This window comes from Streptomyces sp. NPDC019443, from assembly GCF_044389785.1.
Taxonomy (GTDB): Bacteria; Actinomycetota; Actinomycetes; order Streptomycetales; family Streptomycetaceae; genus Streptomyces.
The window spans coordinates 1-13,602 of sequence record NZ_JBIRYJ010000019.1 but is presented as its reverse complement, the minus strand read 5'-3'; the positions used below and the strand labels follow the sequence as shown (position 1 = coordinate 13,602).

The following is a 13,602-nucleotide window of genomic DNA, read 5'->3' as shown; positions in this document are numbered from 1 at the left end:
CGAAAAGGAGTTTCTTGTGCGTGCTGGTTTCTTGGACATGCTGGGAAGATCCACGACCGGATCTGCCGAGAAGAAGTGCGGATATGAGTGCTACCACCGCAGGGAATCAACAGTCGCGGTGAAAGGACAACCGTGGGCGGCTGTGTTCAACTGCGGCAATGCGTCAGTCGCGGCTGCGGCCGGGGTCGCCGGCAACGCTCCGCTCCAGGACTGCCATGGCGCTGGTGAGTTTCATCTTGGCCTGCGCCCAGGCGATCGAGCGCGGCCCTTCGAGTACGGCGCCCGAGACCTCCTCGCCGCGGTGTGCGGGCAGGTCGTGCATGAACTTCGCGTCGGGCCATCGCCTCATCAGGCGCTCGTCGATGTGGAACGGCCGGAACTTCTCCCGCCAGTTCGGGTCCGCCTTGACGGTGCCCGTCGTCTGCCAGCGGGTCGTGTAGACGACGTGCGCCTGGGCCGGCAGGTCGTCGAGGTGGTGGATCTGGGTGACCGTCCCGCCCACCGATGCCGCCCGTTTCGCGGTGTCGTCCAGCACCTGGGAATCCAGCCCGTATCCGGGTGGGGTGGCAAAGGTGAGGCGGCAATTCGGCATACGGGAGAGCCCGTACGCCAGTGCCGACGCCGTGTTGTTTCCCTCGCCGAGATAGAGCAGCGACAGTCCGTCGAGCGAGCCGAATTCCATGAGCATCGTCGCCAGGTCGCAGATCCCCTGGGTCGGGTGTTCTTCCGCGGCCATCGCGTTGATGACGGGCAGATCACCGGCCCGGGATATCTCCCGCAATTCGTCGAGGGGGCCGGCGGTGCGGACGACGAGCGCGTCCAGCATGGAGCCGAATACGCGCCCGGTGTCCTGGAGGGACTCCCCCGTGGCCGTCTGCAGATCGCCCGGCCCGTACATCAGGGGGAATCCGCCCAGTCTTACGGTGCCGACGCTGAAGGCGGTTCTGGTCCGGGTCGAGGTCTTGGTGAAGAGGACCCCGACGACCTTGTCCCGCAGGGGCCGGTCGTGCGCGCTCAGGTCGTGGTACAGGTCACGGGACCGGGCCGCCAGGCGTTCCAGGTCCTCCCTGGTCAAGTCGGACAGCGTCAACAGCCCGTGCTGCGGTGCGAACATGATCCCCCGTTCTTGTTCGGAGAGGGCGCTTCCCATGCTGTTCGGCGGGATCGGGATACCGGCCGCGGGTCAGCTCGACGCCCGCGCCGATCCCGACGCCCGTGATGCCGTGGGCCGCCCGCCAGTCGGCCCGGTAGATCGTGCTCCGGTAGCGGTCCGCACCGTCGGGGCACAGGCAGATCAGTTCATCCGTCCGCGGGTTCTGCCGGAACATGCGCAGAGCGGCGGCGACGGTCGCGCCGGAACTGCCGCCGACACCGATCCCGGCCTGCTCGGACAGCCACAGGCAGGTAGAAATGGCCTCGGTGACGTCGACGTGCAGAGCCTCGGTCGTGGCGGGATCGAGGAAGTTGGACGAGCAGCTGGCCCCGATCCCGGACAGGAGCCGTCGGCTGGGGTCCCCGCCGAGTGCCGCGGAGCCGTGCACGTCGACCCCGACGAGCCGCCAGGCCGCACCCGTCGACCCGACGAATCTCGACAGGCCGGCGAGGGTGCCGCCGGTGGAGACCGGCACCAGGATCGTCGCGGGGCCGGGCACCTGCGCACGCAGTTCGGGCGCCGTGGTGTTGAAGTGGGCGTTGGGGTTCGCCTCGCTCCGGTACTGGTTCGTCCAGACCAGACCGGGGCGGGCGCTCAGCTGCTCCCGCACGTACCGAATGCGGTTCAGTAGAAAGCCCCCGGAGAAATCCGGTTCGTCGACGACCGTCACCCGGGCGCCGAGCCCGCGCATACGGTCGACGAAGAACGAGCTCGTCCGGGGGTCGACGACAGCGTTCAAGGGAATTCCGCGAGCACCGCACTCGGCCGACATCGCGACACCGAGATTTCCGGATGTCGATTCGATGATGCCGATTTCCTTGTCGATCCTGTCAGCCACGTGATCGATGAGGGAGGCGGCGATTCGATCCTTCAACGAGCCGAAGGGATTGGCCGATTCGAGTTTGAGCCGCAGTCGCCGGTCGATTCCGTCGACCTTGACGTACAGGTCGACGATCGGGGTGGTGTCGAAGATCCGGGTTTCCCCGACGAGCGGTTTTCGTATCGGTCCGGGAGAGCCTGCAGCTCCCATGTGCCAGTCACATCCGATCTTCTTGAGTGCTCGTGACGGATCCCCTCACGGCCCCCGAAGCGCCGGATGGAAAACGGTCAGCCAGCAACCTCGGACCGTTCCACGACCACCAGGCGGCCCGTTCCCTCGAGCGTCGCCAGATCGATGTCGGCGACGCAGCGAACGGGGTCGTCGTTGAGGATCAGCGTTCCCTCGATGTGGACGGTGCCGCTGCCCTTGTCGAAGTCGGCCCCGGCGAGGTCGGATGCCTCGCGGTCCAGGCGTATGCCCAGGTCGGTGCCGCCGCGGGTACCGGTGAACTTGACGAATACCGTCCCGATGTCCTCCAGGCGGACGCGCAGTTCCTCCAGCGTGGGCTTGGGGCCGCCGACCGCCACCGGCTGTTCGGCGCTCAGCCGCTGAGTCAGTTCATCCATGGGTCACCTCTCGGGGGCTCAGTTCTGCTCGGACTCGGCATACGCGAAAGCCAGGTCTTCCGGTATTCGGAACTTCAGCGTGGTCTCGCAGAATTCCCGCCACTCCGGAGTGTCCTCCGTGAACAGCCTCTTGTCCTTGTCGACTCCGACAGGACTGACCATGACGGTGAATTCGTCACAGAGGAACACCGTCGTGTCATTGGTCAGTTCACGCTCTTCCGGTCGCGCGCCGGCCAACCAGCCCGGAAAGCGACGCAATTCACCCAGCAGGTAGGACTTGCAGTACTTCCTCACCGGAACCTCCGAAAGCGGGCCGACGGCGAAATCGACCACGTACAGCGTCGGATGAACCGAACAGAGACGGTCCATCGGAATGCCGCGAAACGTGGTGTCGCGTTATTAGGCGCTCTCAGAGTACGACAAGCGTGCCTGCTGATCTATAAGTGCAGGGTGACAGGAACGACGGTCTGCGCGTTCAACTGCGCCTGTGCGCCGGTTGAACGCGCAGACCGCCGAATCCTGCCCCGGGGGGAGGTTTGTGGACGACGGTCTTCGCTCGTCGTCGCTTACGCGTCCCGTGCGCGGAGCAGCCAGCCGCCGGCGGCCATCGCGCCCAGCGCCCACAGGGCCAGGACGCCGAGGCCCTGCCAGGGGCCGATGGGCAGGTCGTCGACATTGACGGTCGTCTGGACGGCGAGGCCCGCCGTCATCGGGGAGATCTGCTGGAGGTGGCGCTGCCAGTCGGGGTCGGCGATCACCTGGGCGAGGATCGGGAAGACGAACAGCAGGGCGAGAACGATCCCGATGGCGGTCGCGGAGTTCCGTACGACCAGTGCGATACCGAGGCTGAGCAGGCCGATCAGCACGAGGTAGAGGACGGAGCCCACGGCGGCCCGCAGCGTCGCCTCGTCGGCCAGCGACAGGGCCGAGAAGCCGTGTTCCTTCGTGAAGCCGCGCCCAGGCTGCACGAGGCGCCCGATCAGCAGGGACCCCAGTACGGAGACGATTCCCGCCACCAGCATCACCGCGGTGAGCACGGCGGACTTCGAGAAGAGGACCGTCAGCCGGCGCGGCATCGCGGTAAGCGTGGTGTGCATCATGCCGGTGCTGTACTCGTTGCCGACCATCAGCACCGCCACGATCGCGACGACGACCTGGCCGACCAGCACGCCGGTGAGGCTGAGCCGCGCCGGGTCCCCGCCGCAGCCGCTGGCGTCACACCTGGATGTCATGGCCACCGCGGCACTGACCGCGATGGTCAGCGCGACCACGCCGAGCGTCAGCCAGCTGTTGCTCGCGTCGGTCCGCAGCTTCGTCCATTCGGCACGTCCGGCGAATTTCATACGTCCCTCCGACGGAGCAGGATCACGGCGGCGGCAAACGCGGCCGCGGCATAGGCGCACAGGACGCCGAGGCCGGCCCAGGGTGCCAGCGGGAAGTAGCCGGACGACGGTGAGTAGACGGTGACGACCTGGTCGTAGCGCTCGATGCTCTGCTGGATGGCGAATCCGGCGGCGGGGGTGACCCTCAGCAGCCACTGCGAGGCCCCGTCGGGCAGTACGGACGCGGTCGCGAGGAGGTAGGGCAGCACCATGCCGACGACGACCACGGTGATGGCGACGGCGCTGCGCCGCAGGATGGCGCCGACAGCGAGGGCGAAGACGCTCGCGGCGGCGAGCAGCAGGCCCGTGCCGACGATGACGCGCAGTTCGGTCGCCGTCGGTACCGTCAGCACGGGGAAGCCGTTGGACTCCGACCGCTGTCCCCCGAAGGGGACCATGACCGCGGCGGAGACCAGGCCGACGACGAAGGCGACGGAGCCCACCACGAGGCCCTTCGCCACCAGGACGCGGCCCCGGCGCGGGCTGGCCGCCAGGGTCAGGCCGATCATGCCCCGCCGGTACTCGACGGTGATGTAGCCCGCGCCCACGACGACCATGATGATCAGTCCGGCGAACGCGCCGACGAGGAAGTTCTCGATGGTCCGTACGCCGCTCGTGGCGGGGCCGCCGACGACGGGCGCGATGTCGCCCGCGCCGGTCACCTTGAAGCCGCTGCCGGAGGGGGCGGCCCCACCCTTGGTGTCCTGGCTGTAGCTGGCGGAGGTGCCGGCGTCCTTGCCGACCTGATCGCTCTCCCAGGAGCCGCCGGTCCACTGGCCGCCCAGGGTGACCTGGTCGAAGGTGCCGGTGGCGACGGCCGGGGCGAAGCCCGTTCCGGTTCCGGTCTCGTCCTTACTGGACGGGGAGGTCACGAACAGCCCGACCTGCGGTGTCGCCGACAACCCGGAGAGATCCGCATGGCCCACCTCGGTCCACTTGGACCCGTCGGTCGACTGATAGCCGGTGAGCGTGTCGCCGGTGCGCTGGAGCCGCAGCCAGCGCGGTGACTCCTGGGAGGCGGCGCCGGTCATCCCGGCGGTGTCGTGCGTGTAATCGTGCTGCATGCGCACGCCGTGGCTGCCGGTGACCATCATCGCCGCGTACGACGACCCTTGGTCGAGGCTGTCCTTCACGATGATGCCGGCCTTCGCCCACGGGGCGAGGCCGCTCCTGCTGTCGTTCGGGTTCGTCGAGACGACACCGGCCAGCGAGGACACCGAGACGGTGATGGTGCCGTCGCCCTGGAGCTTCTGGTGTACGAAGTAGAAGCTGTCGTTGACCGCTTCACCGCCGGGGCCCACGGGCAGCGCGGAACTGCCGTCCGGGTCGGACTTGTTGCCCGCCGCCGTGGCGAGCAGGCCCACCAGGCAGATGATCAGCACCGCGCCGACCGTGCTCTGCACCCAGCCCCGCACCGTACGGAACTTGGTCCACTCCGCGTGCAGCAGCTGTCCGAAGCCGCCCCGCCCCGGCCGCGCGGTCGTGCGGGGCGGCGTCATCGTGGAGGTCATCGGCCGGCCTCCTCGGGAACGACGCCGCGGTACTGCACGGCGTCCCGGGTGAGCTCCATGTACGCCTCTTCCAGCGACGCGCGGTGCTCGGAGATCTCCGAGAACGGCACCGAGTTCTGGCTGAGCAGCGACACGACGTGCTCCGCGGGCAGCCCGGTCACGCTGACCGTGTCGGCTCCGGTGGAGCTCACGGTGGCGCCCGAGCGGGCCAGGACGGTCATGGCCTGGGTGAGGGCGGACGTCCGCAGGGTCACCCTTCCCTGGGACATCGACGCCAGCAGGTCCCGCACACTCATGTCGGCGACGACCTTGCCGCGTCCGACGACCACCACGTGGTCCGCGCTGTCCTGCAGTTCGCTCATCAGGTGGCTGGAGACCAGCACGGCCCGCCCCTGTTCGGCCAGCGAGGCGAGGAAGCCGCGCATCCACATGAACCCTTCGGGGTCCAGGCCGTTGAAGGGCTCGTCGAGCATGATCACCGGGGGGTTGCCGAGCAGGGCGGCCGCGATGCCGAGGCGCTGCCTCATTCCCAGGGAGAAGCCGCCCGCCTTGCGCTGGGCCACGTCCTGGAGGCCGACCTGCCGGATCACGTCGTCGACCCGCCCGGCGCCGAGGCCCTGGGAGTGGGCCAGCCACAGCAGATGATGCCGGGCGGTACGGCTCGGCTGCACGGCGGCGGCGTCCAGCAGCGCCCCGATGTGCGTGAGCGGGGTGCGCAGATCCTGGTAGCGGCGCCCGCCGACCAGCGCGGTTCCTTTGTCGGGCCTGTCCAGGCCGAGGATCACGCGCATGGTCGTGGACTTGCCGGCGCCGTTCGGACCGACGAAGCCGGTGACCTGCCCCGGCCTGACGTTGAACGTCATCCCGTCCAGCGCCTGGGTGCTTCCGAAGCGCTTGCGCACGTCCGTGACCTCGATCGTCGCGTCCGACCCATCGATCGTTTTCTCCATACCCGCAGACTAGGGAGAAGGAGTGTCCCGGTCGTCACGGCGAAGAGCCATGTTCTACGCCACTCACAGGAGCCAGACACCACTCCGCCCGTCCCCCACAGGAGGGACGGGCGGAGTCATACCTGAGGATGACGCCTAGAGTTCGAACGCCTCGTACTCTCCGCCGCCGTCGGCTCCGACGACCGCCGCGATCGCCGCGACGGTGGGCTCCTCGAAGACGGCGGCGAGCGTCAGGTCCACGCCGAAGACGTCACGGATGCGGGAGACCAGCTGGGTGGCCAGCAGCGAATGCCCACCGAGGTCGAAGAAGTTGTCCTCGACGCCGACGCGTTCCACACCCAGGAGTTCGGTCCACGTCTCGGCGAGGATCCGCTCGGTCTCGGTGCGGGGGGCGACGTACACCTGTGCCGTCACCGCCCTTGCCCCGCCCTCCGGCTCCGGGAGCGCCGCCCGGTCCACCTTGCCGTTCGTGGTGAGGGGCAGCTCGGCCAGCTCGATGAACACCGACGGGACCATGAACGACGGCAGCCGGTTGCCCGCATAGGCCCTCAGCTCCCCGGCGGAGGGGATGCCGTCGGCCTGCTCGGCCGGCACCAGATAGGCGAGCAGCCGCCGGTCGGTGTCCTGGCCGCTCGCGGTGACGACGGCCGTCCGCACCATCGGATGGGCGGCGAGCAGCGCCTCGATCTCCCCCGGTTCGATCCGGAAGCCGCGGACCTTGACCTGGTCGTCGGCGCGGCCGAGGAACTCCAGCCGGCCGTCCGGCAGCCACCGCACCCGGTCGCCGGAGCGGTACATCCGCGTGCCGTCGCCCGTGAAGGGGTCGGGCAGGAAGCGTTCCGCTGTCAGCGCCGCACGGCCGAGGTAGCCGCGCGCCAGCTGCGCACCCGCGATGAACAACTCCCCCGCGACGCCGACGGGCAACGGACGCAGCCGCGAATCCAGCACGTACACCCGGGTGTTCGCGACCGGACCGCCGATCGGCGGCGCCTGCCCGCGGTCCCCCTCGCAGACGGCGACCGTCGCGCACACCGTCGTCTCGGTCGGACCGTACGCATTGAGCAGCCGACGGCCGTCGGACCACTGGGCGGCCACCTGCCCGTCGAGCCGCTCGCCCGCCGTGATCAGGGTGGACACACCGCCGAAGTCGGCCGGGCTCAGGGTGTCCAGCAGGGACGGGGGTACGGTGGCCACGCTCACTCCGGTACGGGCGGCGAGCGCTGCCAGGCGGCCGGGGTCGGCGCGGTCCTCCGCCTCAGCGACGACCAGGGTGCCCCCGGCCGCGAGCGCCATCAGCAGTTCCCACACCGACGCGTCGAACCCGAACGGCGCGAACTGCAGGACCACATCGCCCCGGTCCGTGCCGAGCGCCTCCCGTTGGGCCGTCACCAGACTGACCGCTCCCGCATGGGTGACCTGCACACCCTTCGGCCGCCCGGTGGATCCGGACGTATAGATCACATACGCCAACTGATCTGCGTGTACGGGCACTTCTGGCGGCGTCGAGGGCAGCACCCGCAGGGAGCTCCGCAACGCCGGATCGTCCATGACGACCGTCCGCAGCCTGCCCACGGGCAGGTCGTCGACCACCTCGTCGGTGCCCAGCAGCACACCCGCGCCGCTGTCGGCGAGCATGAACTCCAGTCGGTCCACCGGGTATTCGGGGTCCAGCGGCAGATAAGCGCCGCCGGCCTGCCAGACCGCGAGGATGCCCACGATCATGTCAATGCCGCGCGGCAGGCACACCGCGACCACGGTCTCGCTGCCGACGCCCGCGCCGCGCAGATAGTGCGCCAGCCGCCCCGAGCGTTCCAGCAACTCGCCGTAGGCGACCGACGTCTCGTCGAACACCACGGCGGTCGCGCCCGGCTCCGCCGCCGCGGCGGCCGCGATCAGCTCGTGCACGCCACCGATCGCGGGCAGGGCTTCGGCCGTGTCGTTCCAGCCGCGGACCAGTACGTCGTGCGCGTCGTCGTCCAGCAACGGGAGTTCGCCCAGCCGCTGTTCGGCGTCCCTGGCCACGCCGTTCAGCAACGTACTGAGGTGTTCCGCCATCCGCTCCGCCGTGCCGGGGTCGAACAGCGCGGTGCTGTACTCGATCTGTCCGTTCAGGGCGCCACCCGTATCCGTCAGCACCAGCCGCAGATCGAAGCGGGTGGTCATGCCGCTGCCGGTGTCACCGAGGAACGAGTCGGTGTCCGGCCCGTCGTCCGGGTCGTTCTCGGCAGGCTCCTGCCCGTCCTCGGTGAAGTAGTTGAACAGCACCTGGAACAGCGGGCTGCGGGACCGGTCCCGCTCGACGACCAGGTCGTCGACCAGCTGCTCGAACGGGAGATCCTGGTGCGCGTAGGCGTCCAGCGCCATGGAGCGGACGCGACCGAGCAGCGTCGTGAACGTCGGGTCCCCCGACAGGTCGGCCCGCATCACCAAGGTGTTGACGAAGAACCCGATCAGGTCCTCGGTCTCGGCGCGGTTCCGGTTCGCCACCGGTGTGCCCACGACGACGTCGTCCGTGCCGGCATACCGGCTCAACAGGACGTCGAAGGCGGCCAGCAGCGTCATGAACATCGTCGTGCCGCTGCGCTGGGACAACGCCCGCAGCGACTCCATGGTCTCCGCCGGAACGGTGAACCGGGTGTACGCGCCGGCCGGCGACCAGACCGCCGGACGCGGGCGGTCCGTGGGCAGTTCCAGGACCGGGGCGTCCGACAACTGGTCACGCCAGTAAGACAGTTGACCGTCCAGGACCTCACCGGTCAGCCACTGCCGCTGCCAGAGGGAGAAGTCCGCGTACTGCACGACCAGCGGGGGCAGCGACGGCCTCCGGCCCGCGCGCAACTCGCCGTAGAGGTACGTCAGTTCCCGCTGGAAGATCCGCGTGGACCATTCGTCGGACACGACATGGTGCATCGACAGCGCCAGTACGTGCTCGTCGGGCGCCACGCGGATGAGCATGGCGCGGATCAGCGGACCGCCCGCCAGATCGAAGGGTGTCGCCTCGTCGGCCGCGACCAGCTTCCCGGCCGCGTGCAAGGGGTCGCCCTCGGTCGAGACATCGATCAGCGGGAGCGGGAAGGCCGACGGCGCATCGATCAGCTGGTACGCGACGCCGTCCGGGCCGGCCACGAGCCGGGTCCGCAGCACCTCGTGCCGGGCGACGATCGCGCTCAACGCGTCCTGGAGGGCGGGGACGTCCAGGTCCGGGCCCATCCGGACCCGCATCGGGAGGCTGTACTCCAGTGATCCGGGCTCCAGTTGGTCGAGGAACCACAGTCGCTGCTGGGCGAAGGACAGCGGCAGTTCGCGGTCCCGGCCGACCGGCGTCACCGGCCGCACGCCGACCCGCTCCGACGACTCCGCGATCACCGACGCGAGTCCGCGTACCGTCGGGTGGTCGAACAGCGTGGAGAGCGGGATCTCCGCTTCCAGGACGTCCCGGATGCGGGAGACGATCTGGGTGGCCAGCAGTGAGTGCCCGCCCAGTTCGAAGAAGTTGTCCTCGGCGCCGACCCGGTCCACGGGCAGCAGACGGCCCCAGATCCCCGCGAGCAGCTCCTCCACCGCGCCCGAGGGAGCGACGAACCCGGTCACGTCGGTGCGGCCGGTCTCCGGCGCCGGCAGGGCTGCCCGGTCCAGTTTCCCGTTGGGGGTCAGCGGCAGGGCCGCCACTTCGACGAAGACCGACGGGACCATGAACTCGGGGACGCTGCGCCGGACATGCTCGCGCAGTTCGGCCGTCGCCGGGATGCCCTCGGCCGGGTCGTCCGGGACCAGATAGGCCACCAGCGCCCGGTCCGCCGCCTCGCCCCACGTCGTCACGACCGCCGACCGCACGGCGGGGTGGTCGGCGAGGACCGCTTCGATCTCGCCGGGTTCGATGCGGAACCCGCGCACCTTCACCTGGTGGTCGACGCGGCTGAGGAATTCCAGGCGTCCGTCGGCCCGCCAGCGCACCTGGTCACCGGAACGGTACGCCCGGGACCCGTCACCGGCGAACGGATCCGCCACGAACCGCTCCGCCGTCAGCGCGGGTCGGTCCCCGTACGCCCGGGCCAGGCTGGCCCCGGCGATGAACAGCTCGCCCGCGACGCCGACCGGTACCGGGTTCAGCCGGTCGTCCAGCACCAGCAGCCGTACGTTGGTGAGGGGCCGGCCGATGGGGACCAGGCCGCCCGGCGACCAGTCCGCCGTACCGCCCGGGCGCGGGCACACCGTGCTGGCCGCGTCGATGGTGTTCTCCGTCGGGCCGTACAGGTTCGCCACGACGGCCGTGTCGTTCCTCGCATAGAAGCCGGCCACATCGGCTGCGGCCAGCGCCTCGCCACCGCAGAACACGGCACGCAGCGAGGGCAGCGACGACGGCCACGCATGGGACACGAACAGCTTGAACAGCGAGGGCACGAACTGCACCACCGAGATCTGCCGGGACTCCAGCAGGCCCACCAGATAGTCCAGGTCCCCGTGCCGTCCCGGTTCGGCGAGGACCAGCTCGGCGCCGTTGGACAGCGGCCAGAACAGCTCCCACACCGACGCGTCGAACGTCAGCGGCGTCTTGTGCAGCACTCGCTCGGACGCGTCCAGCTCGTGGCGGTCCTGCATCCACGACACACGGTTGAGGACACCCCGGTGGGTGATCTGGACGCCCTTCGGACGTCCGGTCGAGCCCGAGGTGTAGATGACGTACGCGAGTTGCTGCGGGTGCACCGACACCCGCGGTGACGTCGACGGCAGCGCCGCGAGGTCCGTCCGCGTCTTCGGGTCGTCCAGCCATACGACGGTGTCCAGCGCACCGCCCGCGGCCAGATCGGCGGCCACCGCCCGGTGACCGACCAATGTCGACGCGCCACTGTCGGCGAGCATGAACTCCAGCCGGTCCTGCGGGTATGCGGGATCCAGCGGGAGGTACGCGCCGCCCGCCTGCCACACGGCCAACACCGCTGCCACCATGTCCGGGCCACGCTCCAGGCACAGCGCCACCACCGACTCGGTCCCCACACCCGCGCCGCGCAGGTAGTGCGTGAGCTGATTCGCCCTGGACATCAACTCGCCATACGTGACGGTCAGTTCACCTGATACGACGGCCACCGCGTCCGGGGTCGCGGCCGCCCGCCCGGCGATCAACTCGTGCATACCGGCCACCGCGGGCAGCTCCGCGACAGTGTCCGTCCACTCGTGCAGCAGCTGATCCTGCTCGGCCGCCGTCAGCAGCGGCAGCTCGCCCACGCTCCGGTCCGCGTCGGCGGCGACGGCCTGGAGCAGCGTCACCAGGTGCCCCGCCATCCGCTCGATCGTGTCGGCGTCGAACAGGGCGGTGCTGTACCGAATCTCACCGGCCAGGGCACCGCCGTCCTCACCCAGGCTCATCATCAGGTCGAACTTCACCGGCAGGGATTCGGGGATGAACGCCGTATCGGTGTCCGCGCCGGTGGTTGCGCGCGATCCACCCCTCTCTTCGGCGCTATAGCTGAAGAGGGCCTGGAAGAGCGGCGTACGGGACCGGTCGCGCTCCACGACCAGATCGTCCACCAGCTGCTCGAACGGCAGGTCCTGGTGCGCGTACGCCCCCAGCGCGGTCTCGCGCACCCGGCGCAGCACCTCGGTGAAGGACGGGTCGCCGGACAGGTCCGTCCGCATGACCAGGGTGTTGACGAAGAACCCGATGAGGTCCTCGGTCTCGGCCCGGTTCCGGTTCGCCACCGGTGTGCCGACCGCGACGTCCTCCGTAGCGCCATAACGACCCATGAGGACGTCGAAGGCGGCGAGCAGGGTCATGAACATCGTCGTGCCGTGCTCGCGCGACAGCGCCCGCAGCGCGTCCGCGGTCTCCGCCGGAACGCTGAACCTCGCCGCCGCGCCCTCGGTGGAGCGCACTGGCGGGCGGGGCCGGTCGGCCGGCAGGTTCAGAACCGGTACATCCGCCAACTTGGCCTGCCAGTAGCTCACTTGGCTGTCGAGGACTTCCCCGGAGAGCCAGTTCCGCTGCCACGCGGCAAAGTCGGCGTACTGGAGCCCGAGCGGCGGCAGCGGGTCCGGAGCCCCCGACCTGAACGCCTCGTACAGCGCCAGCATCTCGCGCTGAAGGACACGGTCCGACCACTCGTCGAAGACGACGTGGTGCATCGTCAGGGCGAGTACGTACTCGTCCGGGGCGAGTCGGACCAGGGTGGCGCGGACGAGGGGGCCGCGCGCCAGGTCGAACGGGGTGAGCCCGTCCTGGCCGACCAGGCGGTCGGCCTCCTCGTGGGGCCGGACGCATCCGCTGACGTCCACGACCGGCAGAGGAAGGCTCGCCGGCGGGTCGATGAGCTGGTGCGGTACGCCCTCGGCATCGGCCACCAGACGGGTGCGCAGCACCTCGTGGCGGGCCACGATCGCGTCCAAGGCCGCGCCGAGCGCCGGCAGGTCGACATCGCCGGTCAGACGCAGCCGGGTCGACATGTTGTACTCCGGCGAACCCGGCTCCAGCTGGTCCAGGAACCACAGCCGCTGCTGCGCGAACGACAGCGGCAGTACCTCGTCCCGGGCGACGGCCGCCACCGGGGGTGCGGCGTGCCGGGCGGAGCTGTCGATCACCGAAGCCAGGCCGCGGACGGTGGGGGCGTCGAAAAGGGAAGCGAGGGAAACCTCGACGCCGAACGCCTCCCGGATGCGGGAGACCACCAGCGTGGCCAGGAGAGAGTGGCCGCCGAGGTCGAAGAAGCCGTCCGTGGCACCGACCCGGTCCACTCCCAGGACCTGCGCCCAGATACCGGCAAGGAGCTCTTCAGTGGCCCCGGACGGCTCCGAGAACCCCTTGAGGTTCGCGCGGGAGACGTCCGGCTCGGGCAGCGCGGACCGGTTGATCTTTCCGTTCGGGGTCAGGGGCAGCGCGGCCAGCTCGATGAAGAGGGACGGGATCATGTAGTCGGGCAGGGTCCGGTGGAGATGCTCGCGCAGTACCTCCGGGGCGGGTATGCCGTGGGTGTGGTCGGTGGGGATCAGGTAGGACACCAATCGTCGATCGGCCCCCTCACCGTGTGCGGTGACCACAGCCGCGCTGATCTGCGGGTGGCCGCTCAGCGCGGTCTCGATCTCGCCCGGCTCGATACGGAAGCCGCGGACCTTGAGCTGGTCGTCCGCCCGGCCCAGGAACTCCAGGCGACCCTCGGCCAGCCACCGCA

At 69.7% G+C, this 13,602-nt stretch carries 8 protein-coding genes; all 8 read right to left on the bottom strand.

Features of this window, described 5'->3' with window-relative positions; genetic code table 11:
• Positions 1-163: 163 nt before the first annotated feature.
• Positions 164-1,075, bottom strand: coding sequence for an ornithine carbamoyltransferase (locus ACH492_RS34905; RefSeq protein WP_398992648.1), 912 nt, complete (start codon positions 1,073-1,075; stop codon positions 164-166).
• The gene (locus ACH492_RS34900; protein WP_398992646.1) at positions 1,032-2,183 is read right to left on the bottom strand and encodes a pyridoxal-phosphate dependent enzyme; all 1,152 of its coding nucleotides are present in this window, start codon (positions 2,181-2,183) and stop codon (positions 1,032-1,034) included. Before ACH492_RS34900 ends, ACH492_RS34905 begins: the two co-directional genes overlap by 44 nt.
• Positions 2,184-2,260: 77 nt before the next feature.
• Complete coding sequence (locus ACH492_RS34895) at positions 2,261-2,599, bottom strand: hypothetical protein (RefSeq protein ID WP_398992645.1); 339 nt, start codon at positions 2,597-2,599, stop codon at positions 2,261-2,263.
• Positions 2,600-2,617: 18 nt separating this feature from the next.
• The gene (locus tag ACH492_RS34890; RefSeq protein WP_398992642.1) at positions 2,618-2,932 is read right to left on the bottom strand and encodes a hypothetical protein; all 315 of its coding nucleotides are present in this window, start codon (positions 2,930-2,932) and stop codon (positions 2,618-2,620) included.
• A 233-nt stretch (positions 2,933-3,165) separates the two neighbouring features.
• Positions 3,166-3,942: an ABC transporter permease gene (locus ACH492_RS34885; RefSeq protein ID WP_398992640.1), complete on the bottom strand. Its 777-nt coding sequence runs from the start codon at positions 3,940-3,942 to the stop codon at positions 3,166-3,168.
• Positions 3,939-5,492: an ABC transporter permease subunit gene (locus ACH492_RS34880; protein WP_398992638.1), complete on the bottom strand. Its 1,554-nt coding sequence runs from the start codon at positions 5,490-5,492 to the stop codon at positions 3,939-3,941. Before ACH492_RS34880 ends, ACH492_RS34885 begins: the two co-directional genes overlap by 4 nt.
• A complete protein-coding gene (locus ACH492_RS34875) occupies positions 5,489-6,442 on the bottom strand; it encodes an ATP-binding cassette domain-containing protein (protein ID WP_398992636.1) in 954 nt (317 codons plus the stop codon). The genes ACH492_RS34880 and ACH492_RS34875 overlap by 4 nt, the downstream gene beginning before the upstream one ends.
• A 135-nt stretch (positions 6,443-6,577) precedes the next feature.
• Positions 6,578-13,579: an amino acid adenylation domain-containing protein gene (locus tag ACH492_RS34870; RefSeq protein WP_398992806.1), complete on the bottom strand. Its 7,002-nt coding sequence runs from the start codon at positions 13,577-13,579 to the stop codon at positions 6,578-6,580.
• Between the last annotated feature and the right edge of the window lie 23 nt (positions 13,580-13,602).